The sequence below is a fragment of the Alteripontixanthobacter muriae genome (assembly GCF_013336795.1).
Lineage (GTDB): Bacteria > Pseudomonadota > Alphaproteobacteria > Sphingomonadales > Sphingomonadaceae > Pseudopontixanthobacter > Pseudopontixanthobacter muriae.
This window is the reverse complement of the sequence record NZ_JAAFZT010000023.1, coordinates 12,538-31,214: the sequence shown is the minus strand read 5'-3', so window position 1 is coordinate 31,214 and position 18,677 is coordinate 12,538. Positions and strand designations below refer to the sequence as shown.

Annotated in this window: 18 protein-coding genes; 7 read left to right on the top strand and 11 right to left on the bottom strand. The window is 62.0% G+C overall.

Features of this window, described 5'->3' with window-relative positions; translation table 11 throughout:
* The first annotated feature begins 109 nt into the window (after positions 1 to 109).
* Positions 110 to 769, top strand: a complete 660-nt coding sequence (locus G7A66_RS08430; protein WP_174295255.1) for a hypothetical protein — start codon at positions 110 to 112, stop codon at positions 767 to 769.
* A complete protein-coding gene (locus G7A66_RS08425; protein WP_174295254.1) occupies positions 766 to 1,905 on the top strand; it encodes a M14 family metallopeptidase in 1,140 nt (379 codons plus the stop codon). Before G7A66_RS08430 ends, G7A66_RS08425 begins: the two co-directional genes overlap by 4 nt.
* Positions 1,906 to 1,968: 63 nt before the next feature.
* On the opposite strand, the gene G7A66_RS08420 is transcribed toward G7A66_RS08425, so the two are convergent.
* Genes G7A66_RS08420 through G7A66_RS08410 form a run of 3 tightly spaced genes read right to left on the bottom strand, consistent with a single transcriptional unit; the run spans position 1,969 to position 3,601 of the window.
* Positions 1,969 to 2,385, bottom strand: a complete 417-nt coding sequence (locus G7A66_RS08420) for a cytidine deaminase (protein ID WP_174295253.1) — start codon at positions 2,383 to 2,385, stop codon at positions 1,969 to 1,971.
* An 8-nt stretch (positions 2,386 to 2,393) separates the two neighbouring features.
* Positions 2,394 to 3,098, bottom strand: coding sequence for a glycoside hydrolase family 25 protein (locus G7A66_RS08415; RefSeq protein ID WP_174295252.1), 705 nt, complete (start codon positions 3,096 to 3,098; stop codon positions 2,394 to 2,396).
* Between the two features lie 8 nt (positions 3,099 to 3,106).
* The gene (locus tag G7A66_RS08410; RefSeq protein ID WP_174295251.1) at positions 3,107 to 3,601 is read right to left on the bottom strand and encodes a UPF0262 family protein; all 495 of its coding nucleotides are present in this window, start codon (positions 3,599 to 3,601) and stop codon (positions 3,107 to 3,109) included.
* A 128-nt stretch (positions 3,602 to 3,729) separates the two neighbouring features.
* On the opposite strand from G7A66_RS08410, the gene G7A66_RS08405 reads away from it, so the two are divergent.
* A complete protein-coding gene (locus tag G7A66_RS08405) occupies positions 3,730 to 5,247 on the top strand; it encodes a replicative DNA helicase (protein ID WP_174295250.1) in 1,518 nt (505 codons plus the stop codon).
* 14 nt (positions 5,248 to 5,261) lie between these two features.
* On the opposite strand, the gene G7A66_RS08400 is transcribed toward G7A66_RS08405, so the two are convergent.
* Positions 5,262 to 6,467 (bottom strand): phospholipase D-like domain-containing protein, encoded by a 1,206-nt coding sequence (locus tag G7A66_RS08400; protein WP_174295249.1) that lies wholly within the window; start codon positions 6,465 to 6,467, stop codon positions 5,262 to 5,264.
* 119 nt (positions 6,468 to 6,586) lie between these two features.
* On the opposite strand from G7A66_RS08400, the gene rpoZ reads away from it, so the two are divergent.
* On the top strand, positions 6,587 to 6,931 hold the full coding sequence (gene rpoZ / locus G7A66_RS08395) for a DNA-directed RNA polymerase subunit omega (RefSeq protein WP_174295248.1): 345 nt from the start codon (positions 6,587 to 6,589) through the stop codon (positions 6,929 to 6,931).
* A gap of 87 nt (positions 6,932 to 7,018) precedes the next feature.
* On the opposite strand, the gene G7A66_RS08390 is transcribed toward rpoZ, so the two are convergent.
* Entirely contained in the window at positions 7,019 to 7,252 is a 234-nt protein-coding gene (locus G7A66_RS08390) for a DUF3072 domain-containing protein (protein ID WP_174295247.1), read from the bottom strand.
* A gap of 134 nt (positions 7,253 to 7,386) precedes the next feature.
* Entirely contained in the window at positions 7,387 to 9,351 is a 1,965-nt protein-coding gene (gene ftsH, locus G7A66_RS08385; protein WP_174295246.1) for an ATP-dependent zinc metalloprotease FtsH, read from the bottom strand.
* A 174-nt stretch (positions 9,352 to 9,525) separates the two neighbouring features.
* On the opposite strand from ftsH, the gene ku reads away from it, so the two are divergent.
* Both ku and ligD read left to right on the top strand, forming a co-directional pair.
* On the top strand, positions 9,526 to 10,368 hold the full coding sequence (ku, locus tag G7A66_RS08380) for a non-homologous end joining protein Ku (RefSeq protein ID WP_174295245.1): 843 nt from the start codon (positions 9,526 to 9,528) through the stop codon (positions 10,366 to 10,368).
* A 1-nt stretch (position 10,369) separates the two neighbouring features.
* On the top strand, positions 10,370 to 12,898 hold the full coding sequence (gene ligD, locus G7A66_RS08375) for a DNA ligase D (protein ID WP_174295244.1): 2,529 nt from the start codon (positions 10,370 to 10,372) through the stop codon (positions 12,896 to 12,898).
* Between the two features lie 7 nt (positions 12,899 to 12,905).
* On the opposite strand, the gene G7A66_RS08370 is transcribed toward ligD, so the two are convergent.
* Both G7A66_RS08370 and G7A66_RS08365 read right to left on the bottom strand, forming a co-directional pair.
* The gene (locus tag G7A66_RS08370; protein ID WP_174295305.1) at positions 12,906 to 13,364 is read right to left on the bottom strand and encodes a MaoC family dehydratase; all 459 of its coding nucleotides are present in this window, start codon (positions 13,362 to 13,364) and stop codon (positions 12,906 to 12,908) included.
* Positions 13,365 to 13,394: 30 nt separating this feature from the next.
* Positions 13,395 to 14,558 carry an acyl-CoA dehydrogenase family protein gene (locus G7A66_RS08365; RefSeq protein WP_174295243.1) on the bottom strand — a complete coding sequence of 388 codons (1,164 nt, stop codon included), beginning with the start codon at positions 14,556 to 14,558 and terminating at the stop codon, positions 13,395 to 13,397.
* Positions 14,559 to 14,614: 56 nt separating this feature from the next.
* Here G7A66_RS08365 and G7A66_RS08360 point away from each other — a divergent pair, with 56 nt between their 5' ends.
* Complete coding sequence (locus tag G7A66_RS08360) at positions 14,615 to 15,532, top strand: alpha/beta fold hydrolase (RefSeq protein WP_408609251.1); 918 nt, start codon at positions 14,615 to 14,617, stop codon at positions 15,530 to 15,532.
* Positions 15,533 to 15,553: 21 nt separating this feature from the next.
* On the opposite strand, the gene G7A66_RS08355 is transcribed toward G7A66_RS08360, so the two are convergent.
* Genes G7A66_RS08355 through G7A66_RS08345 form a run of 3 tightly spaced genes read right to left on the bottom strand, consistent with a single transcriptional unit; the run spans position 15,554 to position 18,640 of the window.
* A complete protein-coding gene (locus G7A66_RS08355) occupies positions 15,554 to 16,696 on the bottom strand; it encodes an acyl-CoA dehydrogenase family protein (RefSeq protein ID WP_174295304.1) in 1,143 nt (380 codons plus the stop codon).
* 34 nt (positions 16,697 to 16,730) lie between these two features.
* A complete protein-coding gene (locus tag G7A66_RS08350; protein WP_174295241.1) occupies positions 16,731 to 17,879 on the bottom strand; it encodes a CaiB/BaiF CoA transferase family protein in 1,149 nt (382 codons plus the stop codon).
* Complete coding sequence (locus tag G7A66_RS08345) at positions 17,879 to 18,640, bottom strand: crotonase/enoyl-CoA hydratase family protein (protein ID WP_174295240.1); 762 nt, start codon at positions 18,638 to 18,640, stop codon at positions 17,879 to 17,881. Before G7A66_RS08345 ends, G7A66_RS08350 begins: the two co-directional genes overlap by 1 nt.
* Positions 18,641 to 18,677: the final 37 nt, after the last annotated feature.

Below are 18,677 nucleotides of genomic sequence, written 5' to 3'. Positions count from 1 at the left end.
GCTCCTGCCAGCCTGGTCACAGCATGACGGCAGTTCACTTATAGCGACCATCCGGACCCGCAGCGCTATTGATGCGTTAAGCTCCTGACGCTTCGACAGGAACCCAGCCATGAACCGACTTTTCAAGCTTGCTCTCGCCACTGCAGCCACAGCATCGCTGGCGGCTTGCGCCACCGCGCCCGGCCCTGTCGAGGTCACGCGCTTTCATGCACCGGCAGTGCTGGACCAGCTGGGAAGCGGCACCATCTTCATCGACAGCGCACCGGCCTATGGAAACGAGGTTCCCGGGGCTGGCTGGAACGATGATGGGCTCAGCGCTCAACCTGCTGGCGCGCTGGAGCTCTCGGTCTACAAGGCGGCAGTGGCCGAGGAATTGCGCCGCCTCGGTTATCGCGAAGTCGCCCGGGGCGAAGCTGGACAGGTGGCAGAAGTGCGGCTCGACCGTCAGATCCTCGCCCGGGGGCAGCGGCGCGGGCCGGTCAGCGTCGGTGTCGGGGGCGGCACCGGCGGTTATGGTTCGGGTGTCGGCGTCGGCCTTGGCCTGAACCTTGGCGGCGGCAGCGACGAGGAAGTGCTTACCCAATTGGGCGTAACCATCCGCGACCGGACCGGAGGCCAGCCGCTTTGGGAAGGCCGCGCCGAATTTGCGGTTGACCCGGACTCTCCACTCGCACAGGCGAACGCCAATGCCGCCACGGTCGCGAACGCACTGTTCCGCGAATTCCCCGGAGAGAGCGGCGAAACCGTGGAAGTAAAGGTTAACAGGTGACAGACATCCAGATCGACAGTCAGTTCGACAGCGGCAATATCGAAATTGTCTCCATCGACGGAGCGAGCGCGCGCCTTGCGCTGCGCAAGGACAACAATTCCGATTTCCGCCAGTGGTACCATTTCCGGGTCGCCGGTGCGGCGGGGCGGGAACTGGAGCTGAAGATCACGGGCCTCGAAGAAAGCGCTTATCCGGGCGGCTGGACCGACTATGATTCGGTCGTCAGCGAAGACCGCGAATATTGGGGCCGCGCGCCATCGTCCTATGACAAGGCGGAAGACGGCGGCACGCTGACCATTCGCTATACCCCCGCGAGCGATCTTGCCTGGTTTTCCTATTTCGCGCCTTATTCCATGGAACGGCATCACGATCTGATCGCCGAGAGCGCCGCGTCGGACGGTGTTTCATGGCGTAGTCTCGGCCGGACGCTCGATGGCCAGCCGCTCGATTGCCTGTCGACGGGTGATGGCGATATGCAGGTATGGCTCTATGCCCGCCAGCATCCGGGCGAAAGCATGGCCGAATGGTGGATGGAAGGCGCGCTGGAAGTGCTGACCGACCCTGCCGACCCCGTGGGCCGCAAGCTGCGCGATCTCTGCCGGTTTCATGTCGTGCCCAATTGCAATCCCGACGGATCGTCGCGCGGACATCTGCGAACCAATGCCTGCGGCGCCAATCTGAACCGCGAGTGGGACAATCCCGCCGCCGACAAGGCTCCCGAAGTGCTGGCGATCCGCAACGCGATGGACGAGACCGGTGTCGATTTCGCCATGGACGTTCATGGCGACGAGGCGATCGCAGCCGCATTCCTTGCCGGTTTTGAGGGCATTCCGTCGTGGAAACAGGAACAGGGCGACGGCTATGAGCGCTACCGCGCCATTCTGGACCGCCGCACGCCCGATTTCCAGACGGAGAAAGGCTACAGCATCGCCAAGCCCGGCACGGCCAATCTTTCCATGAGCACCAACCAGGTGGCGGAACGCTTCGGCGCAGTGGCCATGACGCTGGAGATGCCCTTCAAGGACAACGCCTCGCTGCCCGACACCGAACAGGCCTGGAGCCCGGAACGGTCGAAGATGCTGGCGCGCGACTGCCTCGCCAGCCTGCTGGAATGGATCGAGACGCGCGGGGAATAGTCCGCGAGATTCACAGCACCCCGCCGCCCGCTCAAGCGAGAGGCGCGGCAGGGTGCTTATCAATCAGTCCAGGCTCGCCGGACCGAAAGCGTTGGGCAGCAGGCGGCTGAGTGTGGTGGTGCGGATTTCCTGCGGCCCGACGCACAGGATCGCCGGGTCCGTGCGTCCGAGTTGCGCCAATTCGTTCAACACCTGTCGGCACCGCCCGCACGGCGTGATGGGATCGGTACCCGGTCCGGTCACGGCAACAGCCGTCAGGCCTCCGCGCCTGCCCTCGGCCATGGCCTTCGCCACCGCGACAGTCTCGGCGCAGAGCGCAAGGCCGTAGCTGGCATTTTCGATATTGGTTCCGGTCACGACCGAACCATCCGCAAAGCGCAGAGCAGCACCCACGGCGAAATTCGAATAAGGGGCATAGGAATGCGCTGCCGCCTCGCGGGCAGCGGCAATCAGGGCTTCGTTTTCGGTCTGCTTCTGCATTCTCTCGCTCAATTCTGCGCCACGACCCAGCGCAGGGGCGCATCGGCCGCAGGGCTGCGGAAATATTCATTCGCCGTCCAGAGCAGCCAGGGCCGTCCGGCATATTCGGGCTGCAAGCGTGTGCGCGTCAGCCAGAGGTTCCGTTCGAAGCGGGCGGCGAGGCCGTATTCATCCTCGAATGCCTCATCGACCTTCAGCAGGACGGGCTTGCCGGTGTGGGTTTCGATCTGGTTTATCAGCGTGGTCAGCTCGCTCTCGACTGCCGCCTCGCTCACCCTTTCAGGGCAATTTTCCGCCGTTTCGGCCAGGTGGATGACGGGCGGGAGCAAAGTGTCTTCCCTCGGCGTCATGGTGACGAAATTGGCCGTCTGCGCATCCGCCATGACACATGGATCGTAGCGATGCACCGCACCAGCCATCAGTCCGGCATCGCGCGCATCCGCCAGATTGCGAACGAAGCTGGGGTCCTGCCCCGCTGCGCCCGAACTCGCGTCCAGATAGGCGAAACCCGCTCCCAAGGCCCGAAGGGTGCGGAAGTTGATTGCTCCGTCTTCCGAACCGATTTCGACACCCTGATCCGGATAAGCGGCGGGGTCGGGTGTCCAGTGCCGAAGATCCCACCACAGCCACGCCGCCGAAGCCGCAGCCAGAACCACCAGCAGCAGCGCGATGCGCAGCTTCCAGCCGCGTCCCTGTGCCTTCCTGCGTGCCATAGCGCCCCTCAACCTTTGATGTGCAGGACGCAGATAAGGGTGAACAACCGGCGGGCCGTCGCGAAGTCCGTTTCCACCTTGCCTTCGAGCCGTTCCTGCAGATTTTCCGCCGCTTCATTGTGAATACCGCGCCGGGCCATGTCGATCGTCTCGATCTCGGCCGCCGTCGCCTTGCGAATGGCCTGATAATAGGAATCGCAGATCGCGAAATATTCGCGGATCGGCCGGCGGAACCGGGCAAGCCCGATCAACAGAGATTCGAGCGGCTCGCCCGCCTCGTCGGCGATGTCCATCGCCAGCCGCCCGTCGCGAACGGCCAGTTGCAGCCGATAGGGGCCATGGTTCCCGCGCTGCACCGAGCGCACGGGCTTGAAGGTATTTTCCTCGATCAGATCGAAAATCGCCACGCGCCGCTCCTGTTCGACATCGGCATTGCGCCACAGGATCGTATCCTCGTCGAGGGCGATATGGCTGATGCGATAATCGGTGGCGGTTTCGGGCATGGAAGGCCTGCTTTCGCAGATCGCATGCGTTGCGCGCAAGGGCTTTGGCATTCATCCACGCTATCCACAGGGCACCTCGCGATTCCTCCTCTTGCCATCCGGCAGGCAGCAGGCCCATTGCAGCGCGCATGGCCGATCTCGAACTTCTTCTCCGCCCCGACGCCTCCGCTGGAACGGACAATGCACAGGGCCGAACCCTGCCCGCGAACATCGAGGCCGAGGCCGCGTTTCTGGGCGCGGTTCTGATCGATAATCGGGTGGTCGAGGAATTGCAGACGCCGATTCGGCCCGAGCATTTCTTCGAACCGGTCCATGCGCGCGTATTCGAACGTATCGTGACTCTGCTCGACCGCAATGCGGTGGTCACGCCGGTAACGCTGAAACCCTATTTCGAAGCGGACGAGGCCCTGAAGGAACTGGGCGGAATTACCTATCTCGCCCGGCTCACCGCCGACGGACAGGGCCTGCTCGCACCGCGCGAACTGGCCGAGCAGATCTACGATCTGGCCCTCTTGCGCGAGCTGGTCAGCGTCGGCCGCAATCTGGTCGAAGGCGCGCTGGACACGTCCGACGCAGTGGCCCCGCTGAAGCAGATCGAGAAGGCCGAACAGGACCTGTTCAAGGTGGCGGAAGGCGCCTCCACCAACAATGAAGCCTCCAGCTTCGGCATGGCGACGCACAAGGCGCTCGGCATGATCGAGCGGGCGATCAATTCCGGCGGCAGCATCAGCGGCAAGACCACTGGCCTGTCCAGCATCAATGAAAAGATCGGGGGGCTGCATGACAGCGATCTCGTCATCCTCGCCGGGCGTCCGGGCATGGGCAAGACCTCTCTCGCCACCAATATCGCCTATAATTGCGCCAAGCGCTTCCTCGATGACCGGCAGGACGGGATCGAGGAAAGCGTCGGCGCGGGCGTCGCGTTCTTCAGCCTGGAAATGAGCGCCGACCAGCTGGCCACGCGTATCCTGTCGGAACAGTCCAGCATTTCCAGTTCCGCGCTGCGCATGGGCAAAATCAGCCGCGAAGAGTTTCAGAAGCTGGCGTTCACCAGCCAGACGTTGGCCGAACTGCCGCTGTACATCGATGACACGCCAGCGCTGACCATTGCCGCCCTGCGGACCCGTGCACGGCGGTTGAAGCGCAAGCACAACATCGGCCTGATCGTCGTCGACTATCTGCAATTGCTGCAAGGCTCGGGCCGCGCAACGGACAACCGGGTGAACGAGATTTCGGAAATCAGCCGGGGCCTGAAAACTCTGGCAAAGGAACTCGAACTTCCGGTGATCGCCCTGTCGCAATTGTCGCGCGCCGTGGAACAGCGGGACGACAAGCGGCCGATGCTGTCGGATCTGCGCGAATCAGGATCGATCGAGCAGGACGCCGACATGGTGTGGTTCGTGTTCCGCGAGGATTACTACGTCGGCTCACGCGAACCGAAACGTCCTGTGGAAGGCGATGACATGGCGACGCATGATGCCCACGCGGCATGGGCGGCGGACATGGAGCGGGTCTTCGGCCTGGCGGAGCTTATCGTGGCGAAGCAGCGCCACGGTTCGACCGGCAAGGTGCGCCTGAAATTTGAACCGCGTTACACCAAATTCTCCGATCTGGCGGAAGGCGAATACGACAGTTCCTACGAGTGAGCCTGTCTTATGCGTCAGAGGCCGAGGTTCAGCCGTCTTGATACCGTGTAATCCAGAACCGAGACCAGCAGCCAGCTGAGGCCCCAGCGAAAGCGGTTCCACACAGTCGCGCGCTCCGCATGCAGTTTCGGCGTGATTTTCCGTGCGCCCTTCATCTGCCATTCGACAAACTCACGCATCCTGGCGGCCAGGGAGGCATCCTCTATCCGTAGCATCAACTCCAGATTGAGATACAGGCTGCGCATGTCGAAATTCGCGCTGCCGATATAGACGGCATCGTCCAGCACGATCAGCTTGGTATGCAATTTACAGGCATCGAACTCCCAGATTTGGGCGTCTTTTTTCAGCAGATAGGAATTCAACAGCCGCGTCGCGCCTATGGTCGCGGCATTGTCCGACTTTCCGGCGAGCACGAGGCGCGCCTCACCGTCCCTGGCGATCCGTCCAACACGCCGCAGCAGCCGCTTGGGCGGCGAAAAATAGGCCATGGCCATGTCGAGTCTGCGGCTGCAGGCAAGGTCCCGCCCGACAATGGCGGCCCAACTCGAAAGACCCTTGGTCGGCCCGCCGACCAGCAGGCGAACAGGCCCGTCGCCCGGCTCCCAGCCCTTGATGATCCGCCGTATGGCCTGCCATTTGGCCTGCGGGTCTTCAGTCCACGCGGCCAGCTTGTCGAACCATGTCACCAGATCGGTGACAACAGGACCTTCGATGACGATGCCAAGGTCGCTCCAGCCATTTTCCTGCGGCAGGGCGAAATAATCATCCTGTATGTTGAAGCCGCCGATCATGCCGGTCTGATCGTCCACCACCACGATCTTCTGGTGATTGCGTATCAAATAGCGATGCGTCCATCGCGAGCTGAACTTGCATTGCGTGCCACCTGCCGCAGTGAAGGGCTTGAAGAAATCCTCTTCGGCTTCGGACCCGAAGCAATCCACTACCAGCGTGCAGCGCACGCCGCGTGCAGCCGCGCGGGTGAGTGCCTCGCGCACCAGGCGGCCCGTGTCGTCTTCGGCGAATATGTAGAAGCACATGCGGATCGACTGCCGGGCTTCGTCGATCAGGCGGATCAGGCAATCCAGGCGGCCCTGCCCGCCGGGGTAGAAGGTCAGTTCATGCCCCTGCGCTGTCAGGGCGAAAGGCTCCGGATCGCGATAGGCCGTGCCTGCCGCTTCCGCCTCCCGGTCGTCCGCCGCGTGAATGTTCTGCCCCGTCATGCGGATCACCTCTGGACCGGCTGGCGTGGTCCTGCAAGCCTCGGTAAATTTGTTGACTTTCGCGGGTCTTCCGAATAGGTCGCGGACTTTCTCGAAATATCCGTTATCTGGAGTGCCATATGGCGCGCGTTACCGTCGAAGATTGTGTCGACAAGATCCCCAACCGTTTCGATCTCGTGCTGCTGGCAGCCCAGCGCGCGCGGGAGATTTCCGGCGGTGCCGAACTGACCCTCGACCGTGATCGGGACAAGAACCCGGTCGTGGCGCTTCGCGAAATCGCCGAACAGACCGTGAAGCCGAAGGAACTGAACGAAAGCGTTATTACGGGCCTGCAGCGCATCTTGCCCGATGACGAGGATGAAGCCGACGAAATCGGTTCGCTGAGCCAGTCCGCCGAAGCGCTGCGGATCACCGCATCTGCGCCGGCACGCTCGACCTCTGTCGGATCCGATTACGAGGGCTAATATCTTTTGTCCTGACAGGAAAGGCCGCTCCTCCTTTGGAAGAGCGGCCTTTTTCGTATCTGCTACTCAAAACAGTTTACGACAGGCCTACTGGCCTCGCCCGGTCTCTTCCTGAAGCGCATCAATCATCTTCGAAGCGTCGGCTTTCGACAATTCATTATCATATTTCTCAGGCTGCCCGGCTTCCTCGCATAAGGTTTTCAGATAGCTGGCCTGTGCGCCGGTCATCTTCTCGTCACCGGTGGTCCAGTTGTCGGGGTTTTTCTCCGCATTGGACACCGGATCGGACTTCGGGTTCTCGCTCGGCGTGGTGGAACTCATCGCAATTCTCCTTTGTCCATACAACCCCTGTGTTCACGGACTGTTCCCGCTCCGCTGATGCGTGTTGGGCAAAGAAAAGACCCCGGAGATTTGCATCGCCGGGGCCGTTCTATCGCCGATTTGGAGGCCCACAATTAAGCGCCCTGCGGCGCTGCGCCTCCCGCACCGCCGAACCGCTTGCCCGATTTGGGAATGGCGGAACCGCGTACAGGCCGCACCTGACGCGGACCCTTGGGTTCATCCGGCCGATCGATTTCGCCGGTTTCAAGCAGCTGGTCGATTTCCTGCCCGGTCAGCGTCTCATATTCGAGCATCGCCTGTGCCAGCAGATGCAGCTTGTCTTCCTGATCCGTTAGCAGATCGGTGGCACGCTTGTGCGCCCCTTCAACCAGTTCGCGAATCTCGGAATCGATCAGCTTGTTGGTTTCGTCCGAGCCCATCGTGCGGCTGGTCTGGCCCATGCCGAGATAGCCTTCCTGGCTATGCTCATATTGCAGCGGCCCCAGCTTGTCCGACATGCCCCACTTCGTCACCATGTTGCGGGCGAGGTCGGTGGCGTATTGAATGTCGGAGGACGCACCGGAACTGACCTTGTTATATCCGAAGATCAGCTCCTCCGCCACGCGGCCGCCCATGGCGACAGCCAGATTGGCGTGCATCTTGTCGCGGTGGTAGGAGTAATTGTCGCGCTCCGGCAGGCGCATGACCATGCCCAAAGCGCCGCCACGCGGGATGATGGTGGCCTTGTGGATGGGGTCCGAAGCTTCCTCGTTGATGCTGACAAGGGCGTGACCCGCCTCGTGATAGGCGGTCATTTTCTTCTCGTCCTCGGTCATGACCATGGAACGGCGTTCGCTGCCCATCATGACCTTGTCCTTGGCGTCCTCGAATTCCTGCATCGCGACCAGCCGCTTGTTGCGGCGGGCGGCCAGCAGGGCAGCCTCGTTCACCAGATTGGCAAGATCCGCACCCGAGAAACCGGGCGTACCGCGCGCGATGGTGCGGCCATTGACGTCGGGTGCCAGCGGCACCTTCGCCATGTGAACGTCGAGAATCTTCTCGCGGCCTTCGATATCGGGCACCGGCACCACGACCTGGCGGTCGAAACGGCCGGGACGCAGCAGAGCGGGGTCGAGCACGTCGGGCCGGTTGGTCGCGGCGATGATGATGATGCCTTCATTGGCCTCGAAACCATCCATTTCCACCAGCAGCTGGTTCAGCGTCTGCTCGCGCTCGTCGTTGGAATTGCCCATGCCATGGCCACGGCTGCGGCCAACGGCGTCGATTTCGTCGATGAAGAGGATGCAGGGCGCGTTCTTCTTCGCCTGTTCGAACATGTCGCGCACACGCGATGCACCGACGCCGACGAACATTTCGACGAAGTCGGAGCCCGAAATGGTGAAGAACGGCACACCTGCCTCACCCGCAATGGCGCGGGCGAGCAAGGTCTTGCCGGTACCGGGGCTGCCGACCAGCAGCGCGCCCTTCGGAATCTGGCCGCCCAGCTTGGAAAAGCGCGAGGGATCCTTCAGGAATTCGACGATTTCTTCCAGTTCCTCGCGCGCTTCGTCGATACCGGCGACGTCGGCAAAGGTTACGCGGCCCTGCTTTTCGGTCAGCATCTTGGCCTTGGATTTGCCAAAGCCCATCGCTCCGCCGGCGCCGCCGCCCTTCTGCACCTGACGCAGGGCAAAGAAGGCGATGCCGATGATCAGAATGAAGGGAAGCGAATTCAGCAATATCGCGAGCAGCAAATTCATCTGCTCCTGAGCTTGCCCTGAATATTCGACGTCGTTTTCATCCAGCAATTGCGTCAGGTCGGAATCGCCTGCCACCGGCACGGTCGTGAACGCCTCGCCATTGCGGAGCTCACCGGTGATCTTGTCGGGGGCGATTTGCACTTCCTGCACCTGACCCGCCGCGACCTGATCGCGGAAATCGGAATAGCGGATCTGCGTGCCCGCATTCTGCCCGGCCCCGCCGAACATCGACACGACCAGCAACAGGGCGAGGAATATGCCGCCCCATACCATCAGGCTCTTCACCCAGGGATTCGGCCCGCCGGCATTCGGGTCCTGCGGTTCCTTGTTATCGCTCATCGAAGCATGATCCTTTCGTACCTGAGGATATGTAGGTCGTGCCGGGTGAATGGCAAGATAACACGCACCTCGCCGTGAGGTACTTCGGCCCTGTTGGCGCGCTGAAACCAAATGCTGCGGCAAACGCTGTTTCAGATGAGGCAGGATGCCGAAATATCATCGGGAGACAGACACATGGCCGCAAGGGCATATTGGCAGGGGCAGATCAGGCTGGCGCTGGTTTCGATTCCCGTGGAAATTTACAGCGCCACGAAATCCGGCGCCCGCTTACGCTTCAATCAGATTCACGAACCTTCGGGCAAGCGCATCTCCTATGAAAAGACCGTCGAAGGCATTGGCCCCGTCGACCGGGAAGAGATCATCAAGGGGTACGAGATTTCGAAGGGCAATTACGTCCTGCTTGACGATGAGGATTTCGACTCGGTCAAGATCGAGAGCCGCAAGACGCTGGAACTCGTGCAATTCGTCGATGCCTGCGAAATCGACCCGCTCTATTTCGAGAAACCTTACTACGTAGTCCCGTCCGACAATCTGGCGGAGGAAGCTTTCATCGTCCTGCGCGAAGCCTTGCGCAAGGCGAAGAAGGTAGCACTCGGTCAGCTATCCGTGCGCGGGAGCGAGAAGCTGGTCGCGCTGAAGCCCTGCGGCAAGGGATTGTTGCTGGAGGTCTTGCGCTATGCCGACGAGGTCCGCGCGGGTCAGACCTTCTTCGAAGAGATACCCGAAGCCAAACCGAAGAAGGACCTGCTGGATCTGGCGACAACCCTGATCGATCAGCGAAGCGCACCGTTCGAGGCGGATGCCTTCGAAGATCATTACACCGAAGCCCTGCGCAAGCTGATCGACCGCAAGGCCAAGGCGAAAGGCGGCAAGGCGCGCATCGTGGATGTCGAGGAGCCTGCCGGTGAAACTGGCGGCAACGTCATCGACCTGATGGCGGCGCTGAAGAAATCGGTAAGCGAGGAGAAGGCCGACAAGCCTGCCCGAAAACCGGCGACAAAGAAGAGGAGCGCTTGAGGTGGCGAAGAAATCCTCTGCCAGCAGAGGGTCGCTAGGCACTTACGACGCCAAGCGCGACTTCAAGCTGACCGCCGAACCAGCAGGCAAGGTGGAGAGCAGTAAAAGCGGCAACATCTTCATGGTACAGAAACATGATGCGACCCGCCTTCACTGGGATTTGCGGCTGGAAGTGGACGGTGTGCTGAAAAGCTGGGCCGTGACCAAGGGCCCCTCGCCCGATCCCGACATCAAGCGGCTGGCGGTGCGTACCGAAGACCATCCGCTTGCCTATGCGACATTCGAAGGCACCATTCCCAAGGCCGAATATGGCGGCGGCACGGTGATGCTGTGGGACCGTGGCCATTGGGCGCCGATCAAGGGCAAGAAGGCGAGCGACCTCGAAGACGGTCACCTGCATTTCACCCTTGATGGTGAAAGGATGAAGGGCGAATGGCTGCTGATCCGCCTCAAGCCACGGGGTAACGAGAAGCGTGAAAACTGGCTGCTGCGCAAGTTGCAAGACGAATTCGCCGAAGCGGGTGACGGACTGGTCCAGCATGGTCTGACCAGTATCTCGACCGGACGGACAATGGCCGAAATCGCCAGCGGCAAGGAGGTGGACAATGTCGCCGCAAAGATGAAGGCCAAAGCGCCTGCGAAATCCGCAAACAGGGGCGTGAGGAAGAAAACCGCGGCAAAGTCCGGCAAGCCGCCGGAGTTCCGCAAGCCGCAACTCGCGACGCTGGTCGACAATGTGCCCGCCAGCAATGGCTGGATGCACGAGATCAAATTCGACGGCTACCGCGCCATGGTGGCGATCGCCGGTGACAAGGTCACAATTTTCACCCGCAGCGGCAAGGACTGGACCGACAAATTCGCTCCGCTGGTGGATGAATTCGCCGCTCTCGGTCTCCCGCCCTGCCTGATCGACGGCGAGATCGTCGCCTATGGACCCTATGGCAATCCCGATTTCTCGGCCCTGCAATCGGTCCTGAAGCGTGGACACGGCTCGCAAACCGCAGAGGACGCGCTTTCCTTCCACGCCTTCGACCTGTTGGAGGTAGATGGCCAGGATCTGGCGGACGAGCCGAATATCGAACGCAAGGAAAGGCTGGAGGCGTTGCTGGCCGAGGCCGCCCCGCCCCTGCATGTGGCCGAACATGTCATCGGTGCGGGCGAGAAGCTACTCAAGACCATGTGCGACGCCGGGCAGGAAGGCATCATCTCCAAGAAGATCGACGCCAAATATCGGCACGCTCGCAGCAAGGCATGGGTGAAAGTGAAATGCACCCGGCGGCAGGAATTCGTTATCGTTGGATACACGAAGTCCAGCGCGAAGGGGCGCCCTTTCGCCTCGCTGGTGATGGCGCAGCACGAAGGCGACGAACTGGTCTACAGGGGGCGCGTCGGCACGGGGTACACGGCGGACGATCTGGAGATGCTCGCGGGCAAGATGCGCCGCCTGGAACGCAAGACGCCCACGGTCGAGGCTGACAAGGCGCAGAAGCGCGGCGTGACCTGGCTGACCCCGCGCCTCGTGGCCGAAGTAGGCTTCGCCGAATTCACTGCCGATGGGAACATTCGGCACGGCTCGTTCCTCGGCCTGCGAGAGGACAAGGAAGCGGCGGAGGTCAAGGCGGAGCGCGCCGTAGAAGCGCCTGCCGCCGAGGAAGAGATCGTCATCTCCAATCGCGACCGCGTCATCTTTCCCGAAAGCGGCCAGACCAAAGGCGAACTAGCGGATTACTATGCCGCCATCGCTCCCCTCATGCTGCCCTTCGCAGCCAGGCGCCCCGTCAGCCTGGTGCGGTGCCCGCAGGGCCGGGGAAAGAAGTGCTTCTTCCAGAAACATGACAGTGGATCGTTTGGCGAGCATGTGCATCATGTTCCCATTCGCGAGAAGAACGGCGGAACCGAGGATTATCTCTACCTCGAGGATGCGCCCGGTATCCTGCAATGCGTGCAGATGGGCAGCATCGAATTCCACGGCTGGGACGCCCCTTCGACGGCGGTAGAAGCGCCCGACCGGATGATCTTCGACCTCGACCCCGACGAAGGCCTCGATTTCGCTGACGTCAAATCGGCCGCGAAGGACATTCACGACCAGCTGGCCGATATCGGCCTGACCAGCTTCGCCATGCTCTCGGGCGGCAAGGGCGTGCATGTCATCGTGCCGCTCGACAACCCGGGCGCAGACGCTGGCGGGCACGATTGGGATACGCACAAGGATTTCTCGCGCCGTTTCGCCGAAGCGTTATCCGTGGCCGAGCCGGACCGCTTCACCGCCACCATGAGCAAGGCCAAGCGCAAGGGTAAGATCTTCATCGACTGGCTGCGCAACCAGCGCGGCGCGACCGCCGTGGTGCCCTATTCGGCCCGCGCCCGCGAAGGCGCGCCGGTGGCCGTGCCCGTGTCATGGGGCGAGCTGAAGAAGCTCGAGGCTGCGAATGTCTTCACGATCGGAGATGCCAAGCGGCTCACCGACCGCGCCGCGTCCAAGGGACTCGCCGGATGGGGCTTCGCCACCCAGCGCCTTCCCGATTTCTAGCGCGGCTCTAGCTGTCAGCGGGCGCCTTCTTCAGCAGGGCAGAACGGGTGCAACGGCACACCACTTCGTCCCGCTGGTTCAGCAGTTCATGGGTGAAGGTGACGATACCTGCACCTGGCCGCGATTTCGATTCCCGCAGAGCCGTCACTTCACTGGTCGCCCGCATCGTGTCGCCGATGAACACCGGCTTCGGCATCGTCAGCGCGTCATAGCCAAGATTGGCGACCAGCGTGCCCAGCGTCGTGTCGCCGACGCTGAGGCCCACCATCAGGGCGAAGGTGAAAGTGCCGTTCACCAGGATCTGCCCGAATTCGCTGGCGCCCGCAGCCTCTGCATCCAGATGCAGGGGCTGCGGGTTGTGAGTCATGGTGGTGAACAGCAGATTGTCAGTTTCGGTGACAGTCCGGCGGATCTCATGTTCGATCCGCTGCCCGATCTGCCATTGGTCGAAAAACCTGCCCGCCATAATCGCCTCTATTTCCGTTGCCACGCGCGCTCAGATGGAGCGCGCGATCAGCATCTTCATGATCTCGTTCGATCCGCCATAGATACGGCTGATGCGGCTGTCACGGAACATCCGGGCAATAGGGTAGTCGTTGATATAGCCCCAGCCGCCGTGCAGCTGCAGGCATTTGTCGACCGTTTCGCCCTGCAATTCGGTCAGCCAGTATTTTGCGATGCTGGCCGTGGTGACGTCCAGTTTGCCGTCCAGCAGCTTCGCGACGCAATCGTTGATGAAGACCTTGGCCGCCGTGCCCCGCGCCTTCAGGTCGGCAAGGGTGAACTGGGTGTTCTGGAAATCCCAGATCGTCTTGCCGAAGGCCTTGCGCTGTTTGACATATTCCGCCGTCACATCCAGCGCGCGCTCGATCGTCGCCATCGCGCCCATGGCGATCAGCAGGCGTTCCTGCGGCAATTCGCCCATCAGCTGATAGAATCCGCGCCCCTCCTCGCCGCCGAGGACATTGTCTGCCGGCACGAAAACATCGTCGAAGAACAGTTCGGACGTATCCTGCGCATCCAGCCCGATCTTGTCGAGCTTCTTGCCGCGCTCGAACCCTTCAAGCCCTTCGGTTTCCAGACACAGCAGCGATATGCCCTTCGCACCCTCGTCGGGATTGGTCTTGGCCACGACGACGAGGAAATCGGCGATCTGACCGTTGGAAATGAAGGTTTTCGAGCCGTTCAGGCGATAGCCGTTGCCATCCTTTAACGCGGTGGTCGTGATGTTCTGCAGATCCGATCCGACACCGGGTTCGGTCATCGCGATGGCGGAAACCAGCTCGCCCGAAACCAGCCGGGGCAGCCACCGCTGCTTCTGCTCTTCCGTGCCATGACGCACGACGTAGGGCAGGATAATGACATTGTGCAGGCTGGCGGCGAAGCCTTCGACGCCCTTGTGGCCGATCTGGTCCACCACCACCATGTCGTGCCGGAAATCGCCCCCGTGGCCACCATATTCCTCGGGCACGGAGACGCCCAGAATGCCCGCTTCCCCCGCTTCGCGCCAGAATTCCCGTTCGACCTGGCCGTCCTCGCGCCATTTCAGCACCCGCTTTTCCGGTGCCTTCTGTTCGAAGAACCTGCCGACAGCATCGCGGAAGATTGCGATTTCCTCATCCGCCATGAAATCGGGCTCGGGAATATCGATAACGGGCATGGCGGTTTCTCTCCTGTCGATTATTGTTACGTTGTACTGGTATCGAATTGAAACCTATGTGCAAGCGGAATGGCGCAGCAGAGGGGATTAAGGGTTTGGAACTGATCGGGCCGACATCGCAGAGCTTCATGTCGCAGCGCACGCGCCTGCATTATGCCGATTGGGGCAATGCGGGCGCACCGCCGCTGATCCTGCTGCATGGCGGGCGGGACCATTGCCGCAGCTGGGACTGGACGGCGGAACGCCTGCGTGGCGACTGGCACGTCATCTGCCCGGATTTGCGCGGCCATGGCGACAGCGGCTGGAACGAAAGCGGCTATTACCCTACGGTCGGCTACGTCTACGATCTGGCGCAGCTGATCCACCAGCTCGATATCGCGCCGGTCACCATCGTCGCCCATTCGCTGGGCGGCAATATCGCGCTGCGCTACGCCGGGCTTTACCCGAACAAGGTTCGCCGCCTGGTCGCCATTGAAGGGCTCGGCCCCAGCCCCAGGCGTTTGGAGGAAATGGCGCAGAAGCCGTTTCACGAACATTGGCGCGAATGGTTCGACAAGAAGCGTGAGGCAAGCGCCCGCTCCATCCGCAAATATGACAGCTTTGAGGAAGCGCTGGAGCGCATGCACGAGGCGAACAGCTATCTCAGCCGCGACCAGGCCTGTCACCTGACCCGCCACGCGGTGCTGCATAATGAGGACGGCACCTATAGCTGGAAGTTCGACCCGCATCTGCATGCCTGGCCGCCGGACGATTTCACACCCGACCAGAACCGCGAGTTATGGGGCCGCATCGCCTGCCCTACCCGCCTGATCTATGGCGACGACAGCTGGGCTTCGAACCCCGAAAAGGACGGGCGGATGAAGCATTTCGGCGAGAATGTCTCGCTCACCAGCTACGAAAGGGCCGGGCACTGGGTACATCACGACCGGTTCGAGGAGTTCGTGGCGGAGATATCCGCCTTTATCGCCCCGTGACCGGCCGCGCTGCGCAGGGCGTCACAGGCTGCGCGAGATCACTTCCTTCATGATCTCGCTGGTGCCGCCGAAGATGCGGGTGACGCGGGCGTCGCGCCATAGCCGGGCGATCAGATATTCGTTCATGTAGCCCGCACCGCCATGCAATTGCAGCGCCGCATCGCAGACGCGGCCCTGCAATTCGGTGTGCCACAGCTTGGCCGATGACGCCTCCGCCGTGGTCAGGTCGCCCGCGATGTGGCGTTTCAGCGCCCAGTCGATATGCGCCCAGCCGACCTGCAATTCGGCCGCCAGCCCCGCCAGCGTGAATTTCGTGTTCTGGAATTCGAACACCGTGCCGCCGAACGCCTTGCGATCCTTGGTGAAGGCGACCGCCTCGTCAAAGGCGCGCTGGGCCCCGGCCTGGCAGCCGATCGCGATGGAAAGCCGTTCCTGCGGCAGTTCCTCCATGAGATGCACGAAGCCGCGTCCTTCCTGCCCCAGCAGATTCGATTGCGGCACACGCACATCGTTGAAGAACAATTCGGACGTATCGGCGGAATGCTGGCCGATCTTGTCGAGATTGCGCCCGCGCTCAAACCCTTCCGTGCCTGCGTCGACCAGGATCAGCGAGGTGCCTTTCGCTCCTTGCGCCGGGTCGGTCTTGGCGACGACGATGACGACATCGGCATTCTGACCGTTGGTGATGTAGGTCTTGGAGCCGTTGACGATGTAGTGATCGCCATCCTTGCGGGCGGTGGTGGTGATGCCCTGCAGATCCGACCCGGTGCCGGGTTCGGTCATCGCGATGGCCGTGATGACATCGCCGGTGATCATCCCCGGCAGGTATCTTTCCTTCTGCTCGTCCGTGCCGAGCCGTTCGAAATAATTGCAGGTGATATCGTTCTGCAGCGTGAACCCTGCGCTGCTGCCGATGTAGGACAGTTCCTCGGCGATGACGGCATTGTAGCCGAAGTCGAGGCCCAACCCGCCGTTCTCCTCGGAAATGGTCGGGCACAACATGCCCGCATCGCCCAGCGCCTTCCATGCCTCGCGTCCGACGATCCCCTCTTCCTCATGCCGGGCGAGATACGGAATCATGTGCTGTTCGAAGACCTTGCGAACGGTGTCGCGGAACATTGCGTGGTCTTCGTTATAGGCGGTGCGGGTACTTGTATCGAGCATCATTGGTTTCGGTCCTGTTCAGGCGCTTGGCGGTTCAGGCGATGGCGCCAGCGCCGCGCAGTTCGGTGCAAGCGTCGGCGTCGAAGCCGAGTTCGTAAAGGATGGCGTCGGTGTCATGGCCGGATTCGACGGCGGGCTTTGGCACTACGCTCTGCGTCTGGTCAAAGCGCGGCGCAGGTGCGGGCTGCAAGCTGCCGCCGATCTCGACGAATGTACCGCGCGTCTTGTTGTGCGGGTGCTCCGGCGCTTCTGCCAGGCTGAGCACCGGCGCGAAGCAGACATCGCTATGTTCCATGATCGCGCACCATTCATCGCGCGTCTTGCCGCGGAACACATCAGCCAGCTTCCCCGCCAGACTGCTCCAAGCGGAACGATCCATCTGCCGGTCGAACTCGGCATCTTCTTCCAGCCCCGCCAGACGGCGCAGCTCGGCGTAGAATTGCGGCTCGATTGAACCGATAGAGATATATTTGCCGTCAGCCGTTTCATAGGTGTCGTAATAATGCGCGCCGGTGTCGAGCATGTTCGCGCCGCGTTCGTCGCTCCACACGCCCATGTTGCGCATGCCCTGGATCATGCCCATCAGCACGGCCGTGCCGTCGGTCATCGCGGCGTCGATCACCTGCCCTTCGCCGCCGTTCGCCACATGCAGCAACGCCGACACCATGCCGAAGGCCAGCATCATGCCGCCTCCGCCGAAATCGCCGACCATGTTGATCGGCGGGGTCGGCTTTTCGCCTGCCCGACCGAAATGATGCAGAGCGCCTGCCAGCGCGATGTAGTTGATGTCATGTCCGGCGGCTTGTGCGTAAGGGCCGGTCTGGCCCCAGCCCGTCATTCTGCCGTAAACCAGCTTGGGATTGTGGGCGAGCAGCACCTCTGGTCCGAGGCCCAACCGCTCCATCACGCCGGGCCGGAAACCTTCGATAATGCCGTCCGCCTTCCCGCACAGGTTGCGGGCCAAGTCGACGCCCTTCTCGCTCTTCAGATTGAGCGCGATGGAGCGCCGCCCCCGCGCCAGCACGTCCTTCGTGTTGGCCGGAGTCGTCCCACCACGTCGGCCATCTGCGCGGTCGATGCGGATGACTTCGGCCCCGTGATCCGCCAGCATCATGCCGCAGAACGGGCCCGGCCCGATCCCGGCGAATTCGACGATGGTGATGCCGGAAAGCGGACCGGCCATTACTTGCCCTTCCAGTTGGGAGCGCGTTTTTCGGCGAAGGCGCTGGCCCCTTCGCGCGCGTCTTCCGACATGAAGACCTGCGGCAGCAGCTTCGCCTGCTCCTTGTATCGTTCGGCGCGCGGCCAGCCGCGTGAATCCTCGATGATCTGCTTGGAAACGCGCACGGCAAGCGGACCGTTGGCGGCGATGCTGCGCGCCAGTTTCATCGCACCATCCATGACGCTGCCCGTGACCACGCGATTGATCAGGCCAAGGTCATGCGCCCGTGCCGCATCGATGAATTCGCCGGTCAGCGCCATCTCCATCGCGACCTTGTGCGGAATAAGATCGGGCAGCACCATCAGCCCGCCCGCTGCAGCCGCCAACCCCCGCTTCGCCTCGGGAATGCCGAATTTCGCACCTTCATGCGCCACCACCAGGTCGCAGGCGATCATCAGTTCCAGCCCGCCCGCCAGCGCATAGCCTTCCACTGCGGCGATCAGCGGCTTCACCGGCTTGCGCTCCGTCAATCCGCCGAAGCCCCGCCCTTCGACAAACGGCGTTTCGCCGCGAAGAAAGCCTTTCAGATCCATGCCCGAACAAAATGTGCCGCCCGCGCCGGTCAGGATGCCGACGCGCAGTTCGTCATCGGAGTCGAGCCGGTCGAGCGCCGCTGCGATCGCTTCGGACGTCGCCTTGTTCATGGCATTCTTCGCTTCGGGCCGGTTGATCGTCATGATCAGCACGCCGTCTTCCACGCGGGTCATCAGTTCTTCGCTCATGCATTCTCTCCATGTTCCGCGGGGCCGTCCGAGCGGC